Source organism: Streptomyces sp. LZ34, assembly GCF_053890475.1.
The window spans coordinates 8148678-8175118 of record NZ_CM132680.1 but is presented as its reverse complement, the minus strand read 5'-3'; the positions used below and the strand labels follow the sequence as shown (position 1 = coordinate 8175118).

The window sequence follows — 26441 nt, the reverse complement described above, 5'->3', positions numbered from 1 at the left end:
CGGCGAGAGCGGGGCTCCGCTTGGGAGCCCCGCCCCGCGTGCCGGGAACTACTCGAAGAGGTCCGCGTACGACCCCATCGCGAGCGCGATGTCGGCCTGCGCCCAGAACCGGTGGTACGTAAAGCTCGGGACCGCCCCGCCCTTCAGATACGCCTCGACCTTGGACCAGGCCGGGTCGTTCTTGTAGAAGGACCGGATCGACTCGAAGGTGGAGCTGGAGTCGACCTTGTCACCGTTCGGCATGGTGCCGGTCCAGCCGCTGGGCACATAGACCGGGTCGTCGAAGCGGTTGTAGTCGGCGCGGGTCTCGGGGACCGCGATGCCCAGCGCGTCCGAGTAGTTGGTCCACATGCCGTCCAGCAGCGCCTTCGCGGTGTCCCTGGCCTGGGTGTCGCCCGACTTGGCGGCGTAGTAGGACAGGGTCTTGGCGTACGCGGCCGCCACGCCGACGTCGTTGGTGTAGTCCGCGACGGTGACGTGCAGGCTCGCGTTGGCGCCGGGGCTGGAGGCGTTCCAGGTGTCCGGCTGGCCGGACCACTGGAGGGTGGACGGGATCCGGTAGGTACCGTCCGGGTTGACCGTGGTCTTGGACAGCGCCCACTTGACCCACTTGTCCAGGACCGTCTTCGCGGAGGCGTCACCGGTGCGGTTGTAGTACTCCGCGACGCGCTCCATGGACCAGGCCTGGAAGCCGAACCACTGGTTGGACGGCGGGTCGTGGTAGACCGGCTTCTCGTCGTAATACATGCCATAGAACGTTGCGGCCCCCGACGGCGGCGTGGCGTAGCGGCCTTGCCAGCTGTTGGTGGCACCGCCCGCGATGGCGCCCTCGCTGGACTGCAGCCAGCGGTAGAACTCCAGCTGCCGCTTGAGGCTGGTGGACCAGTCGGCCGCGCCGGTGGCCGACTTGGGCTTCAGGTCGGCGTAGTTGGCCAGCGCCCAGGCCGCCATGGGGTTCTGGTAGCCGCCGTGGGCGTGGCTGGAGCCGATGCGCCAGGCCCAGCCCGCGGAGGTGTCGGTGGCGCCGCCCCAGGCGTAGTACCAGGACAGCAGGTAGTGGGAGCTGTTCTTGCCGCTGCCCGCCGCGCAGGAGGTCTCACCGACGCAGTTGCCGACCTTCTTGAAGTACTTGTCGTACATCGCGTAGCGCAGGTAGTCGCCCATCTTGGCGGCCTTGGCCACGTTGCCCGACACCTGGCTGCCCTTGCCCTGTGCCTTGGCCCACTCGGCGGCCCAGTAGGCGGCCTGGACCACGCGGGCGTCGGCGTCCGGGGCGTTGGTGAACTTCCACTGCTTGGCGTACGAGGCGTCGCCGGTGAACAGGTCCAGATAGCCGTTCTTGCCACCGTACTTGAAGCTGTCGCAGGTGGGCTGGGTCACGGTCTCCCAGACCGACTCCTGGGGCCCGCGCTGGAAGGTGTTGACATAGCTCGGTCCGGTGTCGCTCGGGCCCGCCTCGCACTTGCCGGGAGAGTTGCCGTAGCCGTAGACGTTGTCGACGTCCTGGATCCAGTGCATGCCATAGATGTCATCGGTGCCGTACGCGCTCTTCAGCTCGGCGGCGATGGGGTCGTTGCCGACCGAGACATTGCCGTTGAGCTGTGCGGGGTACTGGGAGGGCAGATCCCATTCGGGCGCGTAGGTGGCCGGCTTGGAGGCGTTGTAGAAGCTGTTGGTGGGCTGGTCGGCGTGGGTGGGGATCATGTACTTCTCCATGGTGTCCCACGCGCTGTTGAACTTGGACCAGTCGCCGGTGACCTTGCCGTACATCGCCTGGAGCCAGATCAGATAGCTGTACGCCTCGGAGGTCGTCTCATGGCCGTGGTCCGGGGCCTCGACGATCAGGGTCTCCACCGAGTGGTACGGGATGCCCTCGGGCGAGAAGTAGCCCGCCGCCGGTGCGGTGATCTTGTTGTAGAGGTCCAGGAAGCGGGCGTCGTACACCTTGGAGGCGGCCAGCTGGGTGACGGTGACCTCGGCCTTGGTGTGGCCGGTGGCGGTGGCGGTGAAGGTCGCCGTGCCGGTGCCGCTGTTCGCGGCGGAGACGGTCACCTGCTGGGCGGTGTCCCAGTTGGTGGGCGTGAAGGTGAGGGTGGCGCCCGAGGAGACGGTCAGCCCGGTGTTGCCGGAGGTGCGGGCGACGGAGACCGTGACGTTCGCGGACGGCTTGGTGGACAGCTTCACGCCGAACGTGCCGGTCTTGCCCTGCTGCACCCCGAGCTGGCCGGGGGTGGCGACGAGCGCGGGCCCGGCCGCCACGCGGATGCCGACGGGGGTGGACTCGGCGGAGGCGCCCTGGCTGTCGTAGGCCTTGGCGTAGAGCGAGTAGTCGCCCGCGGGCACGCCCGTGTAATCGAAGGTGAACGGGGAGGTGGTGTCGGTGCCGAGGAGCTTGGTGTCGCTGTAGAACTCGACCTTGGTGACGGTCGCGCCGTCGGCGGCCGCGGCGGTGGCGGCCATCGGGACGGTGCCGCCGGCGCTGAAGGTCGCGCCGGGGGCCGGGCTGCTCAGCACGGCGAGGGGCGGCTGGTGGGCGCCCTTGCAGCTGATGCCGTTGACGGCGAAGGTGGTGGGCGCGGCGTTGGTGCCGCTGTAGCTGAACTGGGCGCCGGTCGTGACGTTGCCGCCCGCCGCGATCTTCGCGTTGTGGGCGGCGTTCTTGACGGTGACGGTCTTTCCGGACTGGGTCCAGGTGCCGTTCCAGCCGCCTGTGAGCTTCTGGTCGCCCGCGTAGTCGTACGTCAGGGTCCAGCCGTCGATGGCGTCCGTGCCGGGGTTGGAGATGGTGAGGTCCGCGGTGAAGCCCGAACCCCAGTCGTTGGCCTTGTAGTCGACCCCGCACTGAACGGCGGCGGCGTGCGCGGGGGCCGCCCCGCCGGCGGCGGTCATGGCCACCGGGAGCGAGAGCGCGGCGGCCAGGGCGGTCACCAGTCGTCTCATCCTCGGCCTTCTCGTCCCTGGAAGGCGCGTCTTCGGCCGTCTCATCCCCGGCCGACCGATGTTGGGTCGTGCCCCGGATAACGGCGAGCCTCGCTGTAGGCGCATCGGGGAGGTCCTCCTCGCGGGTCCGTGCGGGTGGGGGGCGGTGCGAACCAGTGGGAGCGCTCCCAAGGTTCGGGCGGGTCCGAAGAGGTGTCAAGGCTTTGAACAAGATGCGCCTGTCGAACGTGTTCGACCGATAATTCTGTGAACGCCTCTGTTGACATGTGCCGCACAGGCGTTACGGTCACTCCAACCAGTGGGAGCGGTTCCAGCAGTCAGCGCCACCTCCGGTCCACCCCGGGAGGCGCGTGGACATCGAGGAGTCGCTCCATGCGAGCACCACCGCGTCTTTATGCCTTGGCGGCCACCGCGGCACTGACCCTCGCGGCCGCTCTGCTCCCCGTCGCCCATGCGTCGGGGGCGGCCACCACGGCCACCACGACCACCACGACCGCCGCCGCACCGCCGAAGCTGCACGCTTCCGGCAACAAGCTGGTCGACGAGAACGGGGCCACCCGCAGGCTGCTCGGCGTCAACCGCTCCGGGGCTGAGTTCATGTGCGTACAGGGACGCGGCATCTTCGACGGCCCGGTCGACGACGCGTCCGTCAAGGCCATCGCGGACTGGAAGGTGAACGCCGTCCGCATCCCGCTCAACGAGGAGTGCTGGCTCGGCCTTTCGCACATCAACGCCGCCTACCGGGGCGCCAACTACATCTCGGCGGTCAAGGGCCTCGTGGCCCGGCTCGAAGCCCATGGCATCACCCCGATCGTCGAGCTGCACTGGACCCACGGCAAGTACACGGGCGGCGACAACCACTGCCCCGACACCGAGTACGCCACCTGCCAGAAGCCGATGCCGAACGCGCAGTACACCCCGGCCTTCTGGAGCTCGGTCGCCCAGACCTTCAAGGGCGACCAGGCCGTGGTGTTCGACCTGTTCAACGAGCCGTTCCCGGACCGCGCCACCTCCGACCCGACGGCGGCGTGGACCTGCTGGCGCGACGGCGGGAAGTGCCCCGGCATCGACTTCGAGGTCGCCGGGATGCAGGACCTGCTGGACGCGGTACGGGGCGCCGGCGCCAAGAATCTCGTCCTGATCCCGGGAGTCGCCTACTCCAACGACATGCGCCAATGGCTGACGTACAAGCCGAGCGACCCGGCGGGCAACCTCGCCGCCGCCTGGCACACCTACAACTTCAACACCTGCTCCAACGAGAGCTGCTGGAACGGGCAACTGGCCCCGGTCATCGGCAAGGTGCCCTTCGTGGCGGGTGAGATCGGTGAGAACACCTGCTCACACGGCTATATCGACCGGGTCATGGCCTGGCTCGACGCCAAGGGCGCCTCGTATCTGGGCTGGACCTGGAACACCTGGGACTGCTCCTCCGGCCCGTCCTTGATCAGCGATTTCAACGGCACGCCGACCGGCTTCGGCGTGGGCCTCCGTGATCACCTGAAGGGATTGTCATGAGCCGCACTACCTCACCCCCCACCCGCCACCGCAGGGCCGCCGCACTGGCCGGCTCCGCACTGCTCGCCGCCACCGCACTGACCGTCTCCTCCTTGAGCGGCACCGCCGCCGCCCAGGTGGACGGCGCCAGAGCGGCCGCCGCCAAGGTGGACAACCCGTACGCGGGCGCCAAGGTGTACGTGAACCCGGACTGGTCCGCCAAGGCCGCCGCCGAGCCCGGCGGCAGCAAGATCTCCAACCAGCCGACCGGCGTCTGGCTGGACCGCATCGCCGCCATCAACGGCACCACCGGCGCCCGCGGCCTGCGCGCCCACCTGGACACGGCGCTGTCCCAGTCGGGCGGCAGCCCCACGGTCGTCCAGTTAGTCGTCTACGACCTGCCCGGCCGCGACTGCGCCGCGCTGGCGTCCAACGGCGAGCTCGGCCCGAACGACATCGACAAGTACAAGACGCAGTTCATCGACCCGATCGCGGCGATCCTCTCGGAGTCGAAGTACGCCAACTCCAACCTGCGGATCGTCACCACGATCGAGATCGACTCGCTGCCCAACCTGGTCACCAACACCAACGGCCGTCCCACCGCGACCCCGCAGTGCGACACCATGAAGAACAACGGCAACTATGTGAAGGGCGTCGGCTACGCCCTGAACAAGCTGGGCGCCATCGGCAACGTCTACAACTACATAGACGCCGGCCACCACGGCTGGATCGGCTGGGACGACAACTTCAACGCCACCGCCCAGGTCCTCAAGGAGGCCGCGACGGCCGAGGGCAGCACGGTCGACAAGGTGGCCGGGATCATCGTCAACACGGCCAACTACAGCGCGCTGAAAGAGAATAACTACACCATCAACGACAACATCAACGGCAAGTCCGTGCGCGAGTCGAAGTGGGTGGACTGGAACCGCTACGTCGACGAGCTGTCCTTCGCCCAGGCCTTCCGCCAGCAGCTGGTGGGCGTCGGCTTCCCGTCCAACATCGGCGCGCTGATCGACACCTCCCGCAACGGCTGGGGCGGCACGGCCCGCCCGAGCGCCCCCGGTGCCAGGACGGACGTGGACACCTTCGTCAACGGCGGGCGCTATGACCGCCGGATCCACATCGGCAACTGGTGCAACCAGTCCGGCGCCGGGCTCGGCGAGCGGCCCAAGGCGGCACCCGCGGCCGGGATCGACGCGTATGTGTGGATGAAGCCCCCGGGCGAGTCCGACGGCTCCAGCTCCGCCATCCCGAACAACGAGGGCAAGGGCTTCGACCGGATGTGCGACCCGACGTACGAGGGCAACCCGCGCAACGGCAACAACAAGCCGGGCTCGCTGCCGAACTCGCCCTTGTCGGGCCACTGGTTCTCGGCCCAGTTCCAGGAGCTGCTGAAGAACGCCTACCCCGCGCTGTGACGACCCGCACGGGCGGCAACCGCTAGACCGCACCAGGCACCCGCACACGACGAGGCCGGTGGACGCGCTCGCGCGCTCCGCCGGCCCCGTCGGCGTACGACATCGTCTGTCGCGCACAGCCCGCCCGGCGGCGGAAGGTCAGGGCTTGAGAAGGCGGCTGTCGAAGCCTGCGGCGAGGGTTTCCCGGTGTCCGCTTCAAGCGGGAGATCGTCCTCGAAAGCGGCGATCAGGACCGCGTCACGCCCACCCTCGCCGGAGTGGCGAAGACCGCTCGCGGGTCCGCGTTCTCCACCAACCAGGAAGAGGCCCTGGTCACCGGTAGTGTCGACGTGATCGTGCACTCACTCAAGGACCTGCCCACGACGGTCTACGAAGGCACGACCCTGTCGACGACCCCCGGACCCCGCGAGGACGTTCGAGATGTGCTGTGCGGAGCCACCCTCGACGACCTTCCCCAGGGCGCCCGGGTGGGGACGGGAGCCCCGCGTCGCGTCGCTCAACTCCTCGCGCTGCGCCAGGACCTGGAGGTCGTCCCCATTCGTGGCAACGTGCCCGGACGGCTGGCTCGCACCACCAAGGGCCCCCTCGACGCGGTCGTGCTGGCAGCTGCGGGGTTGAACCGGCTCGGTCTGATGCCCGAGGTTCACCAGAGTCTCGACCCCGCCGTCTGCCCCCCCGTCTCCCGGACAGGGCGCGCTCGGCATTCAGGTGCGCACCGGCTCCCTGGCCGCCCGGCTCCTGGCCGGAACCGGAGACCCGCAGGTCGACGCATGCGTCCGCGCCGAACGCGCCTTGCTGGCCGAGCTTCACGGAGGCTGCTCCGTTCCGGTCGGGGCGTGGGGAAGGATCGGGCCCGACGGTCTGCTGCATCTGAACGCCGCCGTGACCTCCCTGGACGGAGCCACACAGGTCACTGCGGTCGGCAGTGGGCCGGTGGACAGTCCGGAGAAGCTCGGCTCCTGCGTTGCCGCCGATCTCCTCACTCAGGGTGCGTCGGGCATTTTGGCCGAGATCAGGAAGCCCTGAGCTCGCGGGCGATTTCCAGGGCGCCGTAAGTGATGACCCGGTCAGCGCCCGCCCGCTTCAAGGGGAAGGGGGACGGCAGGCCCGGTGTCGAGATTCCTCGGCCCGGCGGACAGCTGAGCTCAGAACAGGCTCCGCTGCGCTCCACCGCAACTGCTGCCGCGCGATGCATGAGCGAAGGGACCAGCGGTGCGCTCGTCCAGGGGCACGGGAGCGCGACGAACAGGCCGTCGCCGTTGAACGGCATGGTCCGGTCGCCGACAGCGGGCATCGTCTCGCGCCTTCGGCGCAAAGCCGCCAGCAGCGGGAAGGCGAGGGGGCACCGGAGGTATCGTCGCCGTCCAACCCAAGGGGCCGTCACCGGCTGGCGGGCGGCGGAACGGCGGAGGGTCGCCCGGAGCGGTGGACGCCGGTCCGGTTTGGGCCCCTCCCCCCACCCCTCTCAAAAAAGTGCTTGATGCAGAGCAAGCATTTTTTTAAGAGGGGGTGGGGGGAGAGCCGACTGACCGGCTCGCCACCGCGCGGCAGCAAAGCCGCACCCGCGTGAGCCGAATGCCGCGAGAAGGCGCACAGGCGGAGTGAAGCGCAGCCAACGCGCAGCGCAGCGGAGCGCACCCACCCGCGAAGCACAGCGCAGCGCTGAAGCCGCGATGTCGAACGCATCGCGGCGCGAGGTGAGTTCGAACCACAGGAGCTTAGGTCGGCGTTTGCGACTCCAAGGACCCGAGCGGTCCGGCCTTGCTGTTCAGCCCGGCCGAGGACCACCATCGAATTGCCGCCACCGCAGATGTGGTCGGCCACGTCACCTACGACGACCCCCGCCGCACCAGCTCGGTCGGCAGCACCAGCTGCGGCCGCTTCGACGTGCGCTCGCCCTGGGCCTCGATCTCCTCCAGCAGCACCCGGACCATGGCCCGCCCCATCTCCTCCGTGGTCTGCCGGACGCTGGTCAGCGGCGGGTCCATGTGGCGGGCGACGGCCGAGTCCTCGAAGCCGACGAGCGCCACGTCGTCCGGCACCCGGCGGCCCCGCTCGCGCAGCACCTGGCGGGCGCCCGCGGCCATCACGTCGGAGGCCGCGAAGACGGCGTCCAGGCCGGGGCGGCGCTCCAGCAGCTCGCGCATCGCCCGGCGGCCGCCCTCCTCGGTGAAGTCGGCGGCCGCGATCAGCTCCGGGTCCACCTCCTGGCCCGCCGCCTGGATCGCCGCGCGATAGCCGTCGAGGCGGCACTGCGCCACGTACATGTCCAGCGGCCCGGTGATCGTGGCGACGGTGGAGCGGCCGCGCCCGATGAGGTGCTCGACCGCGGAGCGAGCGCCGCCCGCGTTGTCCGAGTCGACGTACGGCACCGACTCGTGCGCGGAGCGGCGGCCGCTGAGCACCGCGGGCATCTCTATCCGCTCCAGCAGGTCCGGCAGCGGGTCGTCCGCGTGCACCGACACCAGCAGCACACCGTCGACGCGGTGTGCCGAGAGGTACTCGGCGAAGCGCTGGCGCTCCTTGGGGGTGCGGATCAGGGTCAGCAGCAGCTGGAGATCGGTCTCGGCGAGCTCGGCGCCCACGCCGCGGATGATGTCCGAGAAGTAGGGCTCGGCGAAGACCCGGGTCTCGGCTTCGGGGATCACCAGCGCGACCGCGTCGGCGCGGTTGGCGGCCAGCGCCCGGGCCACCCGGTTGGGCACGTACCCCAGCTCCGCGACCGCCTGCTCGACCGCCGTGCGCGTGCGGTCGCTGACCCTCGGCGAGCCGTTGATCACCCGGGACACGGTGCCGCGGCCAACCCCCGCGCGGGCCGCGACCTCTTCGAGTGTGGGCCTTGCCCGCCCCACCCCGCGCCGTCGGGTTCCTGCCATTTCGCGCCTCCAGCCGTCCGGTACACCGAGCAGAACCACCCCGCGTGGGGAGCTGTTGGGACATTCAACAGCAGGAGTGGGACCGAAAAGTTTCCGCACGCTCCCTTGACACCCCAGCGGGGAGCCGCAACCCTTCAACACATCAACCTGGGAGCGCTCCCACAGTACCTGAGCCATACATAACCCGCACGTTGCCCGCCCGCGCCGATGCACAACAAACCCCCACGCAGTGCCACCTTTTGGCCGGGACCGGTACGTCAGGGCGTCAAGGAGGACGCGAATGTTCAGAAGTTCTGGTGCGTACCGACGGCGAGCGGTGACCCTCGCGGCCGTGGCGGCGCTGGGCGCCGGGTTACTCGCGGGCTGCGCCGACGACGGCGACGACTCGAGCAGCTCGTCCGGCGGCGGCAAGGGCGGAAACAAGGGCGGAACGACCATCACGATCGGCACCTTCGGTGTCTTCGGCTACAAGCAGGCCGGGCTTTATGACGAGTACATGAAGCTCCACCCCGATATCAACATCGAGGAAACGTCGATCGAGCGGAACGAGAACTACTATCCGCAGCTGCTGACCCACCTGGGCGCCGGCAGCGGTCTGGCCGACATCCAGGCCATCGAGATCGCCAATATCAACGAGATCACCACCACCCAGGCCGGCAAGTTCGTCGACCTCTCGAAGGCGCCCGGGGTCAAGAAGGACAACTGGCTCTCCTGGAAGTGGGCCCAGGGCACCACCAAGGACGGCCAGACGATCGGCCTGGGCACCGACATCGGCCCGATGGCCATCTGCTACCGCAAGGACCTCTTCGAGCAGGCCGGGCTGCCCACCGAGCGCGACAAGGTCGCCAAGCTGTGGGCGGGCGACTGGAACAAGTACATCGAGACCGGCAAGAAGTACATGAAGAAGGCGCCGGGCGACACCACCTTCGTGGACTCCGCCGGCGGCGTCTACAACGCCGTGATCTCCAGCAACGCGAAGCGTTACTACGACGAGAGCGGCAAGGTCATCTACAAGGACAGCCCCTCCGTGAAGGAGGCGTGGGACCTCGCGACCACCGCGTCCGAGGAGAAGCTGACCGCCAAGCTCCAGCAGTTCCAGAAGTCCTGGGACCAGGCGTACTCGAACGGCAAGTTCGCCACCGTCTCCTGCCCGCCGTGGATGCTCGGCCACATCAAGGAGAAGGCCGGCGACAAGGCCAAGGACAAGTGGGACGTGGCCGCGGCGCCCAAGCCCGGCAACTGGGGCGGGTCCTTCATCGGTGTGCCGAAGGCGTCCAAGCACCAGGAAGAGGCGATGAAGCTCGCCGTCTGGCTGACCGCGCCCGAGCAGCAGGCCAAGGTCTTCGAGAAGCAGGCCAGCTGGCCGAGCGCCCAGGCCGCGTACAGCCTGCCCCAGGTGGGCGACGCCAAGCACCCGTACTTCGGCAACGCGCCCACCGGCAAGATCTTCGCCGAGGCCGCGAAGGGCATCCCGACGCAGATCCTCGGCCCGAAGGACCAGATCATCGGGCAGAACATCACCGACATCGGGCTGCTCCAGGTCGACCAGCAGGGGAAGTCCCCCAAGGACGCCTGGAAGGCCGCGACCAAGACGATCGACAACGCACTGGACCAGTGATTCCGGGATGACACCCTCTTCCGGCTTCACTGCTGGTACGGCCGCGCCCCCCACAGGGCAGGGGGGCGCGGCCCCGCGCGCCGCGGCCGCCAAGGCCCCCGACCCCGGCGAGGAGCGGCGGCGCGCCCGGCGCAGCCGCCGCTACCGCTGGGACATCAAGTACTCCCCGTACGCCTTCGTCGCCCCCTTCTTCCTCTTCTTCGCGGCCTTCGGGCTCTTCCCGCTGCTCTACACGGGCTGGGCCTCGCTGCACCGGGTGGAGCTCACCGACCCCACCCATATGGAGTGGGCGGGGTGGCACAACTACTCCCGCCTGTGGGACGACGAGTTCTTCTGGAACGCGCTGCAGAACACCTTCACCATCGGGCTGATCTCGACCGTTCCGCAGCTGCTGATGGCCCTCGGCCTCGCGCATCTGCTGAACTACAAGCTGCGCGGCTCGATGTTCTTCCGGGTGGCGATCCTCACCCCGTACGCCACCTCGGTGGCCGCCGCGACGCTGGTGTTCGTGCTGCTCTTCGGGCGCGACTACGGCATGATCAACTGGGCGCTGGGGCTCGTCGGGATCGACAACATCGACTGGCAGAACGGCACCTGGACCTCGCAGCTCGCGGTGTCCAGCATCGTCATCTGGCGGTGGACCGGCTACAACGCGCTGATCTACCTGGCCGCCATGCAGGCCGTGCCGAACGACCTGTACGAGTCGGCGGCGCTGGACGGCGCCTCGCGCTGGCAGCAGTTCATCAACGTCACCATCCCCTCGCTGCGGCCCACGATCCTCTTCACGGTCGTGGTCTCGACGATCGGGGCCACCCAGCTCTTCGGCGAGCCGCTGCTGTTCAACGGCGCCGCCGGGGCCTCCGGGGGCCCCGACCACCAGTACCAGACGCTCGGCCTGTACCTGTACGAGCAGGGCTGGGTGAACCTCCACCTCGGCCGGGCCTCCGCGATCGCCTGGACGATGTTCCTGATCCTGCTGCTGATCGCCGCCATCAACGCGATCGTGGCCCGCCGGCTGCGCAAGAGCCAGTGAGTTGCCCGAGGGAGAACCATGAGCGCTGTTATCTCTTCCGGTAGGGCCGCCAAGGCCACCGAGGGCGACGAGAGCCCGGGCGGCAAGGCGGCCAAGGGGGCCAAGGGCGCCGGCCGGCATCTGCACGGCGGCAAGATCACCTATGCCGTGCTGATCCTGTTCACCATCGGCTCGCTCTTCCCCCTGGTGTGGACGGCCATCGCCGCCTCCCGCACCAACACCCGGCTCGCCGAGACGCCACCGCCCTTCTGGTTCGGCGGCAACCTCTTCAAAAACCTGGACACGGCGTGGAACGACGCCAACATGGGCTCCGCGCTGCTCAACACCACCATGGTGGCGGGGAGCATCGCGGCCGGCACCGTGCTGTTCTCGACGATCGCCGGCTTCGCCTTCGCCAAGCTGCGCTTCCGGTTCAAGAACCTGCTGTTGATGCTGACCATCGGGACGATGATGGTGCCGCCCCAGCTGAGCGTGGTACCGCTGTACATGGCCATCGCCAAGCTGGAGTGGACCGACCAGTTGCAGGCCGTCATCCTGCCCACGCTGGTCAGCGCCTTCGGGGTGTTCTTCATGCGGCAGTACCTGACCCAGGCGCTGCCCAGCGAGCTGATCGAGGCCGCGCGCGTGGACGGCGCCAGCAGCCTGCGGATCATCTGGCACATCGTCTTCCCGGTGGCGCGTCCGGCCATGGCCGTCCTGGGTATGCTCACCTTCGTCCAGGCGTGGAACGACTTCTTCTGGCCCATCATCGCCCTCACCCAGAACGGCAACCCGACCGTGCAGGTGGCCCTGACGGGGCTCGGCCGTGGCTACACCATCGACCAGTCGCTGATCATGGCGGGGGCGCTGCTCGGCACCCTGCCGCTGCTGATCGCCTTCGTGCTCTTCGGCAAGCAGATCGTCGGAGGCATCATGCAGGGCGCGGTCAAGGGCTGACCGGCCAGGACCCCGGCTCCAATCCCCTCCTCCTCCCTCCCTCCCTCCCTTCCGCCCCGCACCACAACATCGAATGGGAGCGCTTCCATGAGTCTGACCTTCCCCCCCGGCTTCCTGTGGGGCTCGGCCGCCGCCTCCTATCAGGTCGAAGGCGCCGCACAGGAGGACGGCCGCACCCCGTCCATCTGGGACACCTTCAGCCATACGCCAGGCAAGACACTCGGCGGCGACACCGGCGACCTCGCCATCGACCACTACCACCGCTTCCGCGACGACGTCCGCCTGATGTCCGAGCTGGGCATGGGCGCGTACCGCTTCTCGGTCTCCTGGTCCCGCGTCCAGCCCACCGGCCGCGGGCCCGCCGTGCAGCGCGGGCTCGACTTCTACCGCTCGCTGGTCGACGAGCTGCTGGAGGCCGGGATCCAGCCGGCGCTGACCCTCTACCACTGGGACCTGCCCCAGGAGCTGGAGAACACCGGCGGCTGGCCCGAACGCGAGACCGCCGAGCGGTTCGCCGAGTACGCCGGGATCGTGGCCGAGGCGCTCGGCGACCGCGTCGAGTTCTGGATCACCCTCAACGAGCCGTGGTGCAGCGCGTTCCTCGGCTATGGCTCCGGGGTGCACGCCCCGGGCCGCACCGAGCGGCTCGCCCCGCTGCGCGCCGCCCACCACCTCAACCTCGCCCATGGCCTCGGCGCCCAGGCGCTCCGCGCCGCGCTGCCCGCCCGCGCCCAGATCGCCATCAGCCTCAACCCGGCGGTGGTCAGGCCGCTCACCCAGCAGCCCCAGGACCTGGACGCCCAGCGGCGCATCGACGCGCTCGCCAACCGGGTCTTCTCCGGCCCGCTGCTGCGCGGCGCCTACCCGAGCGACCTGATCGCGGACACCGCGGCCATCACCGACTGGTCCTTCGTACGCGACGGCGACCTCGCCGTCATCAAGCACCCCCTCGACGCGCTGGGCATCAACTACTACACGCCCTCCCTGGTGTCGGCCCCCGCCGACGACGGCAAGCGCACGGCCCGCCACGACGGCCACGGCGCCAGCGAGCACTCCCCCTGGCCCGGCTCGGAGCGGGTGGCGTTCCACCAGTCGCCGGGCGAGCGCACCGAGATGGGCTGGACGGTCGACCCGACCGGACTGCACGAGCTGCTGATGCGCTACACCCGCGAGGCGCCGGGCGTGCCGCTGTACATCACCGAGAACGGCGCCGCCTACGACGACAAGCCGGACGCGGACGGCGCGGTCCACGACCCGGAGCGCATCGACTATCTGCGCGCCCACCTCGCCGCCGCCCACCGCGCCATCGCGGACGGCGCCGATCTGCGCGGCTACTTCCTGTGGTCGCTGATGGACAACTTCGAGTGGGCGTACGGCTACAGCAAGCGGTTCGGCGCGGTCTACGTCGACTACGCGACCATGGCCCGCGTGCCCAAGTCCAGCGCCCGCTGGTACGGGCAGGTGGCCCGTACGGGTGAAGTAGCGGACGCGTAGGGTTTCGCGGGCTTCTCGCCGCTCAGCCCAGGATGCCGCGGTCGTACCCCACGGCGACGGCCGCGGCCCTGTCCTTGACGCCCAGCTTGCCGTAGATGTGGGTGAGGTGGGTCTTGACGGTGGCCTCGCTGATGAACAGCACGGCGGCGATCCCGCGGTTCGAGGTGCCCTTGGCGACCAGCCGCAGCACCTCGCGCTCGCGGCCGCTGAGCTGGTCGTTGACCGGCGCCCGGACCCGGGAGACCAGGCGGGAGGCGACGGCCGGCGAGAGCACCGTCCGGCCCTCGGCGGCGGCCCGTACGGCGGCGAAGAGCTCGTCGCGCGGCGCGTCCTTGAGCAGATAGCCGGTCGCGCCCGCCTCGATGGCCGGGAGGGTGTCGGAGTCGGTGTCGTACGTCGTCAGCACGAGCACCGCGCAGCGCGCGCCGAGCCGGGCCAGCTCGGCGATCGCGTCGACCCCGCCGCCGCCCGGCATCCGCAGGTCCATCAGGACCACGTCCGGGTCGAGCCGGACAGCCAATCGGACGCCCTCGACCCCGTCGGACGCCTCGCCGAGCACCTCGAACCCGGGCGAGGAGGCGAACATGCCGCGCAGCCCGTCCCGTACGACGGGGTGATCGTCCACGATCAGCAGGGTGATCTTCCGGTCGGTGTGCTCAGCCATGGCGCACCAACGGTACGCGGGCGGAGACGGCGGTGCCCCGCCCGGGATCCGACTCGATGTCCACGACCCCGGCGATCCGCTCGGCGCGGGCGCGCATCCCGCCGAGGCCGAAGCCTCGGGTGCGCTCGCGCGGCGGCAGCGCGAGCGGGTCGAAGCCACGGCCGTCGTCGCGGACGTCCAGGGTCACCTCGTCGCCCATGTAGGAGAGGGTGACGCCGACGCGCGTGGCCCGGGCGTGCCGCCCGGCGTTGGTGAGCGCCTCCTGGGCGATCCGGACCACGGCGGCGGACACCTCGTCGTGCAGCGGCTCGACGGTGCCGGTGACGGTGAACTCGGCCCGTACGCCGGTCGCTGCCGCCCACTCCCCGGCCATCCGCCGCAGCGCCTCGGGGAGCGTGTCGTGTTCCAGGGCGGCCGGTCCGAGGTTCTGGACCGAGCGGCGGGCCTCCCCCAGGCTCCGCCGGGCCAGCGCCGCGGCACGCTCGACATGGCCGCGGGTGGTCGCCGGGGAAGTGGTGTCGGCGGCCGCCTGCAGCTGGGTGACGATCCCGGCCAGGCCCTGGGCGATGGTGTCGTGGATCTCGGCGGCGAGCCGGCGGCGCTCCTCGTCCACGCCCGCCTCGCGGGCCTGGACCAGGAGTTGGGCGTGCAGCCCGGCGTTCTCCGCCAGGGCCGCCTCGAGGCGGGTGTTGGTGCGTTCCAGCTCGGCGATGGTGGCGGCCTTCACCCGGGCGTTCTCGGCCTCCTGCGCGGACAGGTGGCCGAAGAGGAGGACGAGCGACCCGTTGAGCGCGAGGAGCGCGCCGAAGACGGCCCAGACCACGGCCGAGGCCGGCGGCAGCCCGCCGGCCTCCGCGCCCGCCATGATCACGGCGGTGACCAGGAGCCCCACGCGCGCCACGGGGCGCGGCAGCAGCCGCTCCGCGTCGAAGTAGCCGATCACCGCGTAGACGCAGAAGAAGGGGTTCAGCCAGGTGAGAACGGAGGCGAGCACTGTCCGTGCGGCGTAGTAGACCCGGCCCGTCGTGGAGTACTCGGCAAGACCCGGCATGGCCCTGCCCCACCACACCTGGAGAGCGAGCACAGCCGGGACCAGCACCGAGGCCACGTGCCGTCGGCCGGGGCTCATCAGCTCGTCCATGGTGATGGCCGAGAGGAGGACGGCGAGGCCGAGCAGGGCGCACGGACCCCAGCGGAAGAAACGGTCCCACCGCTCCTCGACCGTCCTCGCGCCGAAGCGGCCGGCACCCGCCTCCCGGCCGCCGTCCTCGCCCTCGCTCGCCATACGGGCAGTCTCCCAGCCCCGCCACCCGCCGCCCGCTTCCGTCACTCCCACCGGAACCAGCGCGACGCCGCGCCGACCAGAGCCACCGCCCACAGCGCGGGCACACCCAGGTGCGACCAGCTCGGCCAGTCACCGGCCGCCGCCTCGTCCAGCGCCTGCGCGGCGGCCCCGACCGGGGAGCACCCCACGATGAGCCGCAAGGTGTCCGGCATGGCCTGGACCGGCAGCCACACACCCGCGGTGAACATCATCGGGAACTGGACGGCCGCGCCCACGGCGCCCGCGATCTTCGTGGTGGGCGAGAGCGCGGCGATCGTGGCGCCCGTCGCGAGCGCGCCCAGGGTGGCGAGGACCAGCGCCACGGCGTAGCCGAGGAGCTGCTCGGGGAGCGCGACGCCGAACACGACCCGCCCGACGGCGATGGCGAGCGCCGCCGAGCAGAGGGCGGCGGCGCCGTGCAGCACGAGCTGGGCCGTCAGCAGGGAACCGGGCCGGACGGGGGTGGTCGACATGCGGCGCAGGATGCCGCGCTCCCGGTAGCCGGTGAGCACGGGCGGCATGGCCTGCACCCCGGCCATGAGCATGGCGAGCAGCACGACGACCGGGACGTACAGATCGATGGTCCGCAGGCCGCCGAGTGCCTGGTCGGTGTCCCGGAAGGAGGGGATCAGCCCGAGGATCGTCAGCAGTACGGTCGGGAAGACGCCGATCCAGAACAGGCCGCCGGGCTCACGGCCGAAGAGCCGGGCCTCGGTCCTCAATACCGCGGCGGATGCCGATGCGGCCATGTCAGGCTCCCTGTTCGGTCGCGGTGAGTTCTGCGGTGCGGTCTGCGGTGCGGTCTGCGGTGCGGTCTGCGGTGCGGTCTGCGGTGCGGTCTGCGGTGAGATCTTCGGCGCGGTCTTCGGTGAGATCGAGGTAGGCGTCGTCCAAGGTCGCGTCCACGACGCGGAGCCGGTGCCCGGTGACGCGGAGTCTGGCGAGCAGCGTGACCACCGCGTTGACGGTCTCGTCGGTCCCGTTGATGACCAGCCGCCCGTCCTCACGCTCCACGCGGGCGACCGCGGGCAGCGCGGCCAGTTCCCGGTCGTCGAGCGGTCGCGAGGGGGTGAAGGAGATGACGGTCGAGCCCGCGGTGCGGCCGACGAGGCCCGCCGGGGTGTCGAGGGCGGCGACCCGGCCGGCGTTGATCACGGCGACCCGGTCGCACAGCCGCTGCGCCTCCTCCATGAAGTGGGTGACCAGCAGGACGGTCGTCCCGGCGGCCCGCACGTCCTCGATCAGTCGCCACGTATCGCGCCGGGCGCGCGGGTCGAGGCCCGTGGTGAGCTCGTCGAGCACGACGACCCTGGGGTTGCCGATGAGAGCGAGCCCGATGAAAAGGCGCTGCTGCTGGCCGCCGGAGAGCTTGCCGAACCGGGAGTCCAGCAGGTCCGTGAGGCGCAGCCGCTCGGCGAGGGTCCGCCAGTCGGCCGGCCGCGGGTAGCAGGCGCTGTAGAGCTCCAGTGCCTCGCGCACGGTCAGTTTGGGCTGCAGCTCGCTCTGCTGAAGCTGGGCGCCGAGGATCCGGGTGACCCGGTCGTGGTCGGCCACCGGGTCGAGCCCGGCCACCCGGACCGTTCCCGCGTCGGGGACCCGCAGCCCCTCCACACACTCGACGGTCGTCGTCTTGCCCGCGCCGTTCGGCCCGAGGACGCCGAAGATCTCGCCCTCGTCGACGGTGAAGGACACACCGTCCACGGCAAGCCGACCCCCGTACGCCTTGCGCACCCCGCTGACTTCGATCATTGGCATGCCCCGAGCATCCCGGCCGCCGGCCCGCCGGGGCATCGCCCATCGCGCTCGAAGCGGCATCAACCGATCGGTTGATGCGGGCGCGCTCACCGGCATACGGGCGTGCCTTTCCTCCGAACGGCCTACGCGGGCCCGCCGCGCATGGTCGCCGACTGGAATGTGCTGGTAAATCTGGGTATATCCAGACTCGGTGACGAGGGTGAGGCATGAGAGCAGAACCGGGGCGCCGACCGACCGCACACCAAGACGGGCCCAGCCGGACCGAACGGGCCGGCAAGGGGGAGGCTCTCGCCGACTGGTTCGACGGGCGAATCGGCCTCTTCAAGATGGGCAAGGCCCAGCTGAGAAAGGTGTTCCCGGACCACTGGTCCTATCTGATCGGTGAAGTCGCCCTCTACACCTTCATCATCATCATTCTGACCGGCGTCTACCTCACCATGTTCTTCGAGCCCAGCATGCGCGAGGTCGTTTATCACGGCTCCTACCGGCCGCTGAACGGCATCCGCATGTCGGAGGCGTACGAGTCCACCCTGAACATCAGCTTCGATGTGCGCGGCGGGCTGCTCATGCGGCAGATCCACCACTGGGCGGCCATCCTCTTCGTGGCGAGCATGCTCATCCACATGATGCGCACCTTCTTCAACGGTGTCTTCCGCAAGCCGCGCGAAATCAACTGGCTCTCCGGCGCCGGCCTGCTGATCCTCGGCATGTTCGACGGATTCCTGGGCTACTCCCTCCCCGACGACCTGCTCTCGGGCACGGGCATGCGCTTTCTGGAGGGTGCGGTCCTGTCGGTGCCACTGGTCGGCACCTACCTCACATTCTTCATTTTCGGCGGGCAGTTCCCCGGCGAGATCATCATTCCGCGGCTGTTCACCTTCCACGTCCTGCTGCTCCCCGGCATCATGCTCGGTCTGCTCGCGGTCCATATGATCCTGCTCGTCTACCACAAGCACACCCACAACATCGGGCCGGGAAGAAGGGACATGAACATCGTCGGGCCGCCCCTGTGGCCCATCTATGTCGCCAAGTCCGGTGGTTTCTTCTTCCTCGTCTTTGGCGTCACCGCCGTCATGTCGGCCATCGCCAGCGTCAACCCGGTCTGGCTCTACGGCCCCTACCGCCCCGACCAGGTGTCCACCGACGCCCAGCCCGACTGGTACATGGGATTCTCCGAGGGCCTGATCCGTGTGATGCCCGGCTGGGAGATCAATCTGTGGGGCCACACCTTGGTCCTCGGGGTCTTCATCCCCCTGATGGTCTTCCCGATGGTGCTGCTGGCCATCTGGCTCTATCCGTTCATCGAGGCGTGGGTCACCGGCGACCGGCGCGAACACCACCTGGGCGAACGCCCCCGCAACGCCCCGACCCGCACCGCCTTCGGCGCCGCCTGGATCGGCCTGTACATGGTCCTGCTGGGCGAGGGCGGCAACGACCTCATCGCCACCCATTTCGACCTGTCGCTGAACGCGGTCACCTGGGCCGCCCGGATCGCCTTCTTCGCGGTGCCGGTGATCGTGTTCATCGTCACCAAGCGGTGGTGCATCGGCCTCCAGCGGCGGGACCGGGAGAAGGTGCTGCACGGCCGCGAAAGCGGCATCATCAAGCGCCTCTCGCACGGCGAGTACGTCGAGCTCCACGAACCGTTGACCCAGGCCGAGCGGTACATCCTGACCGCCCACGACCAGCCCATCCCCATCGAGCCGCCGGCGGAGGTCGACGAGGCCGGGATCCCCCGGAAGGTGTCCCGGAAGGAGAAGCTGCGCGCCAGGCTCTCCCGCAGCTACTTCGGCGAGCGGGGGCAGATCCCCAAGGCGACGGTGGAGGAGTACCGGGAACACCACCAGGAGCCCGAGGAGCGCGAACCGGCTCACTGACCCGCGGCCGGCTCCATGCCCTCCCGCACCTCCGCCAGTCCGAGCAGCACCATCGCGTCGTGGTCCGGGCTGCCCGGCTCGGCCTGGTAGACGACCAGGCGGTGGCCCTCGGTACGGGCCACCTCGTACACCTCGTAGCCGAGCGTCATGGTGCCGGTGGACGGGTGGGTGAAGTGTTTACGGCCGTTGGTGCGGCTGCGGACGTCGTAACGCTGCCACAGGGCGGCGAACTCCTCGCTCTTCACCACCAGTTCGCCGATGACGCCGGTCACGTCCGGCGCGTCGGCGTGGCAGCCCGCGGCCGCCCGCAGATGGGCCACGGTGGCCGCGGCGACCTCGTCCCAGTTGCCGTACAGCCGGCGCGCGGCCGGGTGGAGGAAGGTGTAACGCGCGGTGTTGCGCTGCCGCTCGGGCCACTCCTCGAGGCCGGGCAGCAGGCGCAGGCCACGGCGGTTGGCCGCCAGGAGGTCGTTGGCGCGGCTGAGGACGTACGCGGGGCAGGGGTCGACGATGTCGAGCATGCGCAGCACGTCGGGGCGCAGGGTGCGGGAGGGCGGCGGCATCTTCGCGGGGGCCGCCGGGGCGTCGGCGGCGCGGGTCAGCTCGTACAGGTGGCGGCGCTCGTCCTCGTCCAGCCGCAGCACCCGGGCGACCGCTTCCAGCACCGCCGGGCCCGGGCGGTGCTGCTTGCCCTGCTCCAGGCGCCGGTAGTACTCGATGCTCACGCCCGCGAGCATCGCCACCTCCTCGCGGCGCAGCCCCGCGGTGCGGCGGCGGCCCGTCGTGGCGGGCAGCCCCGCCTCCTCGGTCGTGACCCTCGCCCGCCGCGTCCGCAGGAACTCTCCCAGCCCCGGTCCCTTGTCGATGTCCACCCCTCGAGTATGACCGCGGGACCGGCGGCCTTGGAGGGCCCTCCCAGGGCCCCCCTTCGGCGGGTGTCCCTCTGCCACGGCCCGCCGTGCAGACTTCGAGGGCAGTCGCGAACAGGCGGTCGTACGGACCGTCATACGAGCGGTCGTACGAGCCGTACGACGGGAAGGAGCCGAAGATGGCGAACGTCGCCGTGGTGGGTCTGGGCATCATGGGCCGGGGGATGGCGGAGAACCTGCTGAAGCACGGGCACACCGTCGTGGTCTGGAACCGGAACCCGCAGCGGGCCCGGGCATTCGCCGAGGCGGGCGTGGTGGTGGCCGGCAGCCCCGCCGAGGCGGCCGCCCGCGCGGACGTCGTCTTCGAGGTGACCGCCGACGACGACTCCTCCCGCCGGGTGTGGCAGGGGCCGGACGGCATCCTGGCCGGGGCCCGCGAGGGCGCGGTGCTCATCGCCTCCGCGACGCTCTCCGTCGCCTGGGTGCGGGAGCTGGCCACCCTGTGCGAGCGGCGCGGCTCGGTCTTCTTCGACATGCCGCTGACCGGGGGATCCGCCGCGGCCAGGGCCGGCACCCTGGTGCTGCTGGCCGGCGGTGACGCCGGGCGGCTGCCCGCCCTGCGGCCGGTGTTCGACGCCATCGCCAAGGAGGTCAAGCACTTCGGCCCGGCCGGCGCCGGCACCCGCTTCAAGCTCGTCCTCAATGCTCTCCAGGCCATCCACCTGGCCGGATTCGGCGAGGCTCTGCGTCTGGCGCAGGCCATCGGGCTCGACCCGCGCCAGGTCGGCGCCGCGCTGCTGGACCGCCCCGGCGGTGTCGTCACCCAGCTCGCCTGGGACAGCTACCTGACCCCGCCCGAGCCCGTCAACTTCTCGGCGGAGTGGGCCCACAAGGACCTCACCTACGCGGCGCGCATGGCCGAGGACGCCGGGCAGGAGCGGCACCCGCTGCTCGACGGCGTGCTGTCCCTGTTCGCCGGCGCGCTCGCCGAAGGCCGGGGCCAGGAGGACTGGAGCACGGTCAACCCGGTCGCGCCGGAGCCCGCCGGCTGAGCGGTCCGGCACGGCGGAGGAGGGCGGCGAGTCACTCGAAGACCTTCGGCGGCGGCGCCGGGGAGGGCGCGGCGGTCACGTCGGTGACCGGGGCCGCGCCACCGGTGAAGTCCGCGAGCGCACGGCCGTGTTCGGTCCGCGCCGGGTGGGGGTCCCCGGCGGCGCGGCGGGTGAGTTCGGCGAGGGGCAGCTCGCGGTCGGCGGCCAGCAGGACGGCGTTGCCGAAGCGGCGGCCGCGCAGCACGGCGGGGTCGGCGACCAGACACACCTGGGCGAACGCCGCACGCGCGGTGGCGACCTGGGCCCGTAGGTGGGCGAGCGGCGGGCCGTCCGCGACATTGGCGGCGTACAGCCCGTCGGGGCGCAGCGCCCGCCGCACCTCGGCGAGGAACTCCACGCTGGTGAGGTGGGCCGGGGTGCGGGCCCCGCTGAAGACATCGGCGATGACCAGGTCGGCCCAGCCGTCGGGCACCTTGCCCAGACCCGCCCGGGCGTCCGCCCCGCGCACCCGGATCCGGTCGGCGGGGTTCAGCGGCGCCTCACGCCGTACGAACTGGACGAGCGGGGCGTCGATCTCGACCACCTGCTGGGTGGAGCGGGGGCGGGTCGCCGCGATGTAGCGGGCGAGCGTGAAGGCACCGCCGCCGAGGTGGACGGCGTGGACCGGGCGGCCGGGCGGGGCGGTGAGGTCGGCGATGTGGCCGAGCCGGCGCTGGTACTCGAAGTCGAGGTACGACGGGTCGTCGAGGTCCACATGCGACTGCGGCTTGCCGTCCACCAGGAGGGTCCAGGCGCGCGGGCGGTCCCGGTCGGGCACCAGCTCGGCCAGCCCGCCGTCCACCGGCGCGGCGACCGGCTCCAGGGCGCGCGCCCGCGCCGACTCGCGCCCCCGCGCCGCCGCCGCTCGCTTCCGTACGCCCTTCGCCATGCGCTCCAGTATGCGGTGAGCGGTACGGGTCACCGGCAAGGGTTGATCACCGGCAGCGGCTGGTCACCGGCGACCGCCGGTCACTGGCAGCGGTCGACGGCCTCGATCATGCGGGCGGCCTCCCCGAGCGCGGCGCGCAGCTCCGCGGGGTCGGTCGCGCCGGTGTACGCGTCGCCCGGCGTCACCAGCCAGCCGGTGCCGGTCAGCGGTGGTGACACCGCGCCGACAGCGTCCTCGGTGCCCGCCCCAGCGCCGTTCCCGGCAGTGCCGCCCGTGCTCAGCCGGACCCCGCACCCGGGCGTCTCGGCACACTCGCTGCCCGGCATGTCCCAGCCGGCCGCCGTGCCGGCGGGCACCACGAAGCCGAGCGTGTCGCAGGCGTTGTCGTGCAGCACGGGGCCGACTCCGTCGCGTGCGCGGCGCAGGAGATCCACCGCCTCCAGCCCCTGGCGGGCGGGCACGGTCACAAGGTCACAGTCCTGGCACGGGAGATGCTGAGCAGCCGTCCGTGAGCCACTGATGTTCACTCCGGCCTCCCTCTCGACGGGTTGCAAAGACCTCAACGCATGACAGTGTCAACGGCTACGGCCGAATGCCGCCATAAAGGATGGCAGTTCATGGCAAATCGCGGGCGAGATGCACCGTTTTACCCATATCGTCCGAGTGCCGGGCGCACCACAGCCGGTACGGTTCTCCTCTCGCCCACACGGGAGCACCGTCAGGGAGGGGCCGCCATGACGCCACCTCCAGCGTCTTCGCCGCCACAGTCGTCGTCACAGTCGTCGTCACCGCGGCCGAACACCGCCTTCCGGCGACTGCGCGGACAGCTTTCCCCGGCCGAGTTCGCGGCGGCCGTACGGAGAGCCGCGCGGGAGATCGGCGAGCAGGTCTCCTGCGACGCCCGCTACATCGGCCGCGTCGAGTCCGGGGCGATCCGCTGCCCCAACTACGCGTACGAGCGCGTCTTCCGGCATATGTTCCCCGGCCGCGCGCTGACGGACCTGGGCTTCTCGCCCCGCGAGGCGGTACGCGGCCGCCAGGCCTGGCCCGCCGCCCAGACGATCCCCGCAGCGAGCCCCGCGCCGCCCCCTGGCCCCGCGCCGCCCCCCGGCCCCGCGCCAGGCCCCGGCCACCGGACGGCCCCCGCCGAGGACGGCGACCCACTGCGCCGCGCCTTCCTGTTCCAAGAACCGGTCGGCGCGACCGGCGGCCGGGTCGGCGAACCGGAGGCCGCGGCCGTCGAAGACGCCGTCCGCCGGATCCGGCTGCTGGACGACCGGCACGGCGCGGACAGCATCTACCCGCACACCGCCCAGCCGCTGAACGCCGCGTACGCCCTGCTCGACGCGGGCGCGCGACGCCGCTCGATCGCCGACCGGCTGTACGCGGGCGCCGGGGAACTGGCCATCTCGGTGGGCTGGCTGGCCCATGACTCGGGCCGCCTGGCCGACGCCCGCGCACACTACGCGGAGGCCCTGGCCACCGCCCGCGTCACGGGCGACCCCGCCCTGGAGGCACACGCCTTCTGCAACGCCGCCTTCCTCGCCCGCGACGCGGGCCGCCCACGCGAGGCCGTGCGTGCCGCCCAGGCGGCGCAGCGGGCCGCCAACCGCCTCGCCTCGCCCCGGCTGTTGTCGCTGATCGCGCTGCGCGAGGCGGGCGGCTGGGCCTGGCTCACCGACCGGGCCGGCTGCGAGCGCGCTCTGCTGCGCGCCCAGGCGCTCTTCTGCCGCGGCCCGTCCGACGCCGACCCCGAGTGGATGACCTTCTACGGAGAAGCCGAGTTGGAGGGCCTGGAGGCCCAGTGCTGGTCGGCGCTCGGCGACTGGGGGCGGGCCGTCGAACACGCCCGCCGCGCGGTCGCCCTCCAGAACCCGCACTTCACCCGCAATATCGCGCTGTTCACCACGGAGCTGGCCAGCGACCTGCTCGCGGACGGCGCCCCGGACGCGGCGGCCGTCGCGGCGGGCCGCGCCCTGGAGCTGATGGACCAGGTCAAGTCCGCCCGCATCCGGCGGATGCTCGACGAGACCGCCCGCGTGCTGCGCCCGCACGCCCGCAACGCGCAGGTGGCCGATTTCCTCGCCCGCTACGAGCCGAAGGGGCGCGACCCTGTCGAAAGGGAGAGCGCGCGCAGGCCCTGAGGCCGCAGTTGATTTGCGGCTCCGCCGCGTGGGCGGCCGAGCACGGTGAGCCGTCGACAGGGGCTAAGGCGCCCCGGAGGGGGGCCGAAAAAAGGGGGGCGCCGCTGCGCGACGCCCCTGAGCTCGCGGACCGCGCGTCAGCCCAAGTGGCCCGTGTCGTTCCAGCGCTCGATGGCCGGTTCGCCGTACGCCCAGCCCAGGACCGACAGAGAGGTCGGCTCCAGGCGGATCCGGGCCGCGAAGGACACCTCGAGGCCCAGCCAGCGCGCGCCCAGCGTCCGCAGGATGTGCCCGTGCGCGAAGACCAGCACGTCCCGGTCGGCCGAGCGCGCCCACTCCACCACCGCGTCCGCCCGCGCCGCGATCCCGTCGAGCGTCTCGCCCTCCGGGACGCCGTCGCGCCATATCAGCCAGCCGGGCCGGATCGCGTTGATCTCGGCGGGGGTCATCCCCTCGTACGCGCCGTAGTCCCACTCCAGCAAGGCGTCCCAGTCCCGCGCCCGGTCCCCGAAGCCCGCCAGTTCGCAGGTCTCCTTGGCCCGCGCCAGCGGGCTGGTGCGCACCTCGACCCCCGGCAGGCCCGCCCACGGCGCGTGGTGCAGCCGCTCGCCGAGCAGCTTGGCGCCGCGCCGGCCCTCCTCCAGGAGCGGGATGTCGGTGCGGCCGGTGTGCTTCCCGGACAGCGACCACTCCGTCTGTCCGTGCCTGGCCAAGAGGATGCGTGGTGCCATGAGGGGGGTGCCTTTCACCGGATCGGGAGCGCCTCACCGGGGCGGTAGCGCCGTACCGTCCCATCATCGCTCACCCGTTCAGGACGCAACCCAGGGGGCGATCTCGGCGTCTTCCTGATCGCGCACCCGTCCGTCGGGGGGATGCCGGGGGATGTCGAAGGGATTCCACCAGCGGCGACCCGCGTTTTCCGGACGCATCTCGGGGGCGGTGCGCGAGCCGCTTGGCCTACACCGTACGGTTGACCGCGCGCCATTTCTTGGCCGCCTGATCTTTTTGGAGAGCGTCCGGATGCCCCAGACCGCGCCCCGTGCCCGAACATGGCAGGGCAGTCGGCCACGTTGGTGGACCGAGCTGCCCCTGATAGCTGTGGTCTACGCGGCGTACTCGGCCGGCCGGCTGCTGGCCCGGGGCGACGTGAGCACCGCCGTCGACCACGGCTTGGGGATTCTCCACCTCGAGCAGCGGTTGAACATCGACTTCGAGACCCCGCTCAACAACATATTCACCACCCACAAGCTGATAGGCATACCGGCCGACTTCGCGTACGCCTCGCTGCACTACGTGGTCACCCCCGCGATCCTGGCCTGGCTGTGGAAGCGCCGCCGGGCCGCCGACTACCGGCTGCTGCGCACCTGGCTGCTGGTCTCCACGCTCATCGGGCTGGTCGGCTTCACGCTGATGCCGACCTGCCCGCCCCGGCTGCTGGAGGCGAGCCACGGCTTCGTCGACACCATGGCGCAGTACAGCTCGTACGGCTGGTGGGGCGGCGAGGCGAGCGCGCCGCGCGGGCTCGGCGGGCTCACCAACCAGTACGCGGCCATGCCCAGCCTCCATGTGGGGTGGGCGCTGTGGTGCGGCGTGGTGCTGTGGCGGCACGGGCGCTCGGCGTGGATCAAGGCCCTCGGAATCGGCTATCCGCTGAGCATCGCCCTCGTGGTGATGGGCACCGCGAACCACTACTTCCTCGACGCGGTCGCCGGGGCGGCCGCCATGGGGGTCGGGCTGCTGCTGGCCAAGCCCGCGCTGCGGCTCACCGGCCGGATCCGGGCCCGCTTCGCCTCGGCCCGCCCCTCCTCCGACCAGGCCGCCGGAATCGCTGTTCCGGCCGTGAACAGCGTCTCAAACGTCAATCTCGCCTCGAATGTCAGTGACAAGTGCGAGACTTCGGCGCGTGAACGGGAACGGATCCCTCGGCAGCAGGGCAGGGACGCGGACAGAAGCACGGGCGGCGACAGCAGCGGCAGGGAGGCCGGCGCGGCGGTCCGAAGCGGCAGCGGCGGCTAGACC

21 protein-coding genes and 1 pseudogene are annotated in these 26441 nt (G+C 70.9%); 12 read left to right on the top strand and 10 right to left on the bottom strand.

Annotated elements, in window-relative coordinates; translation table 11 throughout:
- Positions 1-48 precede the first annotated feature (48 nt).
- Positions 49-2940, bottom strand: coding sequence for a glycoside hydrolase family 48 protein (locus ACWY4P_RS34435; protein WP_456204448.1), 2892 nt, complete (start codon positions 2938-2940; stop codon positions 49-51).
- A 372-nt stretch (positions 2941-3312) separates the two neighbouring features.
- On the opposite strand from ACWY4P_RS34435, the gene ACWY4P_RS34430 reads away from it, so the two are divergent.
- The 4 genes and pseudogenes from ACWY4P_RS34430 to ACWY4P_RS34415 all read left to right on the top strand — a co-directional run bounded on the left by ACWY4P_RS34430 (position 3313) and on the right by ACWY4P_RS34415 (position 6878).
- Complete coding sequence (locus ACWY4P_RS34430) at positions 3313-4455, top strand: glycoside hydrolase family 5 protein (RefSeq protein WP_456204447.1); 1143 nt, start codon at positions 3313-3315, stop codon at positions 4453-4455.
- Positions 4452-5852, top strand: a complete 1401-nt coding sequence (locus ACWY4P_RS34425) for a glycoside hydrolase family 6 protein (protein WP_456204446.1) — start codon at positions 4452-4454, stop codon at positions 5850-5852. Before ACWY4P_RS34430 ends, ACWY4P_RS34425 begins: the two co-directional genes overlap by 4 nt.
- 167 nt (positions 5853-6019) lie before the next feature.
- Positions 6020-6472 (top strand): annotated as a pseudogene (locus tag ACWY4P_RS34420) (hydroxymethylbilane synthase); the annotation flags it as partial.
- An 88-nt stretch (positions 6473-6560) separates the two neighbouring features.
- Positions 6561-6878, top strand: coding sequence for a hypothetical protein (locus tag ACWY4P_RS34415; protein ID WP_456204445.1), 318 nt, complete (start codon positions 6561-6563; stop codon positions 6876-6878).
- Positions 6879-7681: 803 nt separating this feature from the next.
- Here the strand turns inward: ACWY4P_RS34415 and ACWY4P_RS34410 are convergent.
- Positions 7682-8728, bottom strand: coding sequence for a LacI family DNA-binding transcriptional regulator (locus ACWY4P_RS34410; RefSeq protein ID WP_456204444.1), 1047 nt, complete (start codon positions 8726-8728; stop codon positions 7682-7684).
- 280 nt (positions 8729-9008) lie between these two features.
- Here ACWY4P_RS34410 and ACWY4P_RS34405 point away from each other — a divergent pair, with 280 nt between their 5' ends.
- The 4 genes from ACWY4P_RS34405 (at position 9009) to ACWY4P_RS34390 (ending at position 13809) form a co-directional block, all read left to right on the top strand.
- Positions 9009-10346, top strand: coding sequence for an ABC transporter substrate-binding protein (locus tag ACWY4P_RS34405; RefSeq protein ID WP_456204443.1), 1338 nt, complete (start codon positions 9009-9011; stop codon positions 10344-10346).
- 7 nt (positions 10347-10353) lie between these two features.
- Positions 10354-11379: a carbohydrate ABC transporter permease gene (locus tag ACWY4P_RS34400; protein ID WP_456204442.1), complete on the top strand. Its 1026-nt coding sequence runs from the start codon at positions 10354-10356 to the stop codon at positions 11377-11379.
- An 18-nt stretch (positions 11380-11397) separates the two neighbouring features.
- Positions 11398-12315 (top strand): carbohydrate ABC transporter permease, encoded by a 918-nt coding sequence (locus ACWY4P_RS34395; protein ID WP_456204441.1) that lies wholly within the window; start codon positions 11398-11400, stop codon positions 12313-12315.
- Positions 12316-12402: 87 nt separating this feature from the next.
- Entirely contained in the window at positions 12403-13809 is a 1407-nt protein-coding gene (locus tag ACWY4P_RS34390) for a GH1 family beta-glucosidase (RefSeq protein WP_456204440.1), read from the top strand.
- A gap of 22 nt (positions 13810-13831) precedes the next feature.
- Here the strand turns inward: ACWY4P_RS34390 and ACWY4P_RS34385 are convergent, their stop codons facing one another.
- The 4 genes from ACWY4P_RS34385 to ACWY4P_RS34370 are packed head-to-tail and all read right to left on the bottom strand — an operon-like array spanning position 13832 to position 17552.
- Positions 13832-14473 carry a response regulator gene (locus ACWY4P_RS34385; protein WP_456204439.1) on the bottom strand — a complete coding sequence of 214 codons (642 nt, stop codon included), beginning with the start codon at positions 14471-14473 and terminating at the stop codon, positions 13832-13834.
- A complete protein-coding gene (locus tag ACWY4P_RS34380) occupies positions 14466-15758 on the bottom strand; it encodes a sensor histidine kinase (protein WP_456204438.1) in 1293 nt (430 codons plus the stop codon). The genes ACWY4P_RS34385 and ACWY4P_RS34380 overlap by 8 nt, the downstream gene beginning before the upstream one ends.
- Positions 15759-15799: 41 nt before the next feature.
- Entirely contained in the window at positions 15800-16546 is a 747-nt protein-coding gene (locus ACWY4P_RS34375; protein ID WP_456204437.1) for an ABC transporter permease, read from the bottom strand.
- Position 16547: 1 nt separating this feature from the next.
- Positions 16548-17552: an ABC transporter ATP-binding protein gene (locus ACWY4P_RS34370; protein WP_456204436.1), complete on the bottom strand. Its 1005-nt coding sequence runs from the start codon at positions 17550-17552 to the stop codon at positions 16548-16550.
- A 206-nt stretch (positions 17553-17758) separates the two neighbouring features.
- Between ACWY4P_RS34370 and qcrB the strand changes: the two genes are divergently transcribed.
- Positions 17759-19429 (top strand): cytochrome bc1 complex cytochrome b subunit, encoded by a 1671-nt coding sequence (gene qcrB, locus ACWY4P_RS34365; RefSeq protein ID WP_456204435.1) that lies wholly within the window; start codon positions 17759-17761, stop codon positions 19427-19429.
- On the opposite strand, the gene ACWY4P_RS34360 is transcribed toward qcrB, so the two are convergent.
- Complete coding sequence (locus ACWY4P_RS34360; protein ID WP_456204434.1) at positions 19423-20301, bottom strand: helix-turn-helix transcriptional regulator; 879 nt, start codon at positions 20299-20301, stop codon at positions 19423-19425. The two genes, qcrB and ACWY4P_RS34360, sit on opposite strands and share 7 nt — an antisense overlap.
- Positions 20302-20477: 176 nt before the next feature.
- Between ACWY4P_RS34360 and ACWY4P_RS34355 the strand changes: the two genes are divergently transcribed.
- Entirely contained in the window at positions 20478-21350 is an 873-nt protein-coding gene (locus ACWY4P_RS34355; RefSeq protein WP_456204433.1) for an NAD(P)-dependent oxidoreductase, read from the top strand.
- 31 nt (positions 21351-21381) lie between these two features.
- Here ACWY4P_RS34355 and ACWY4P_RS34350 read toward each other — a convergent pair whose 3' ends face one another.
- Together ACWY4P_RS34350 and ACWY4P_RS34345 are read right to left on the bottom strand one after the other, a co-directional pair.
- Entirely contained in the window at positions 21382-22278 is an 897-nt protein-coding gene (locus tag ACWY4P_RS34350) for a spermidine synthase (protein ID WP_456213158.1), read from the bottom strand.
- 80 nt (positions 22279-22358) lie between these two features.
- A complete protein-coding gene (locus tag ACWY4P_RS34345) occupies positions 22359-22745 on the bottom strand; it encodes a hypothetical protein (RefSeq protein ID WP_456204432.1) in 387 nt (128 codons plus the stop codon).
- A 267-nt stretch (positions 22746-23012) separates the two neighbouring features.
- On the opposite strand from ACWY4P_RS34345, the gene ACWY4P_RS34340 reads away from it, so the two are divergent.
- A complete protein-coding gene (locus ACWY4P_RS34340; protein ID WP_456204431.1) occupies positions 23013-24422 on the top strand; it encodes a hypothetical protein in 1410 nt (469 codons plus the stop codon).
- Positions 24423-24559: 137 nt separating this feature from the next.
- Here ACWY4P_RS34340 and ACWY4P_RS34335 read toward each other — a convergent pair whose 3' ends face one another.
- Positions 24560-25153 carry a histidine phosphatase family protein gene (locus ACWY4P_RS34335; protein WP_456204430.1) on the bottom strand — a complete coding sequence of 198 codons (594 nt, stop codon included), beginning with the start codon at positions 25151-25153 and terminating at the stop codon, positions 24560-24562.
- Positions 25154-25442: 289 nt separating this feature from the next.
- Here ACWY4P_RS34335 and ACWY4P_RS34330 point away from each other — a divergent pair, with 289 nt between their 5' ends.
- Complete coding sequence (locus tag ACWY4P_RS34330; RefSeq protein ID WP_456204429.1) at positions 25443-26438, top strand: phosphatase PAP2 family protein; 996 nt, start codon at positions 25443-25445, stop codon at positions 26436-26438.
- Positions 26439-26441: the final 3 nt, after the last annotated feature.

Excerpts from the sequence above, each read along its gene's own strand:
- ACWY4P_RS34435 (WP_456204448.1), bottom strand. The coding sequence starts at position 2,940 with ATGAGACGACTGGTGACCGCCCTGGCCGCCGCGCTCTCGCTCCCGGTG.
- ACWY4P_RS34430 (WP_456204447.1), top strand. The coding sequence starts at position 3,313 with ATGCGAGCACCACCGCGTCTTTATGCCTTGGCGGCCACCGCGGCACTG.
- ACWY4P_RS34425 (WP_456204446.1), top strand. The coding sequence starts at position 4,452 with ATGAGCCGCACTACCTCACCCCCCACCCGCCACCGCAGGGCCGCCGCA.
- ACWY4P_RS34410 (WP_456204444.1), bottom strand. The coding sequence starts at position 8,728 with ATGGCAGGAACCCGACGGCGCGGGGTGGGGCGGGCAAGGCCCACACTC.
- ACWY4P_RS34405 (WP_456204443.1), top strand. The coding sequence starts at position 9,009 with ATGTTCAGAAGTTCTGGTGCGTACCGACGGCGAGCGGTGACCCTCGCG.
- ACWY4P_RS34400 (WP_456204442.1), top strand. The coding sequence starts at position 10,354 with ATGACACCCTCTTCCGGCTTCACTGCTGGTACGGCCGCGCCCCCCACA.
- ACWY4P_RS34395 (WP_456204441.1), top strand. The coding sequence starts at position 11,398 with ATGAGCGCTGTTATCTCTTCCGGTAGGGCCGCCAAGGCCACCGAGGGC.
- ACWY4P_RS34390 (WP_456204440.1), top strand. The coding sequence starts at position 12,403 with ATGAGTCTGACCTTCCCCCCCGGCTTCCTGTGGGGCTCGGCCGCCGCC.
- ACWY4P_RS34385 (WP_456204439.1), bottom strand. The coding sequence starts at position 14,473 with ATGGCTGAGCACACCGACCGGAAGATCACCCTGCTGATCGTGGACGAT.
- ACWY4P_RS34380 (WP_456204438.1), bottom strand. The coding sequence starts at position 15,758 with ATGGCGAGCGAGGGCGAGGACGGCGGCCGGGAGGCGGGTGCCGGCCGC.
- ACWY4P_RS34375 (WP_456204437.1), bottom strand. The coding sequence starts at position 16,546 with ATGGCCGCATCGGCATCCGCCGCGGTATTGAGGACCGAGGCCCGGCTC.
- ACWY4P_RS34370 (WP_456204436.1), bottom strand. The coding sequence starts at position 17,552 with ATGCCAATGATCGAAGTCAGCGGGGTGCGCAAGGCGTACGGGGGTCGG.
- qcrB (WP_456204435.1), top strand. The coding sequence starts at position 17,759 with ATGAGAGCAGAACCGGGGCGCCGACCGACCGCACACCAAGACGGGCCC.
- ACWY4P_RS34355 (WP_456204433.1), top strand. The coding sequence starts at position 20,478 with ATGGCGAACGTCGCCGTGGTGGGTCTGGGCATCATGGGCCGGGGGATG.
- ACWY4P_RS34350 (WP_456213158.1), bottom strand. The coding sequence starts at position 22,278 with ATGGCGAAGGGCGTACGGAAGCGAGCGGCGGCGGCGCGGGGGCGCGAG.
- ACWY4P_RS34340 (WP_456204431.1), top strand. The coding sequence starts at position 23,013 with ATGACGCCACCTCCAGCGTCTTCGCCGCCACAGTCGTCGTCACAGTCG.
- ACWY4P_RS34335 (WP_456204430.1), bottom strand. The coding sequence starts at position 25,153 with ATGGCACCACGCATCCTCTTGGCCAGGCACGGACAGACGGAGTGGTCG.
- ACWY4P_RS34330 (WP_456204429.1), top strand. The coding sequence starts at position 25,443 with ATGCCCCAGACCGCGCCCCGTGCCCGAACATGGCAGGGCAGTCGGCCA.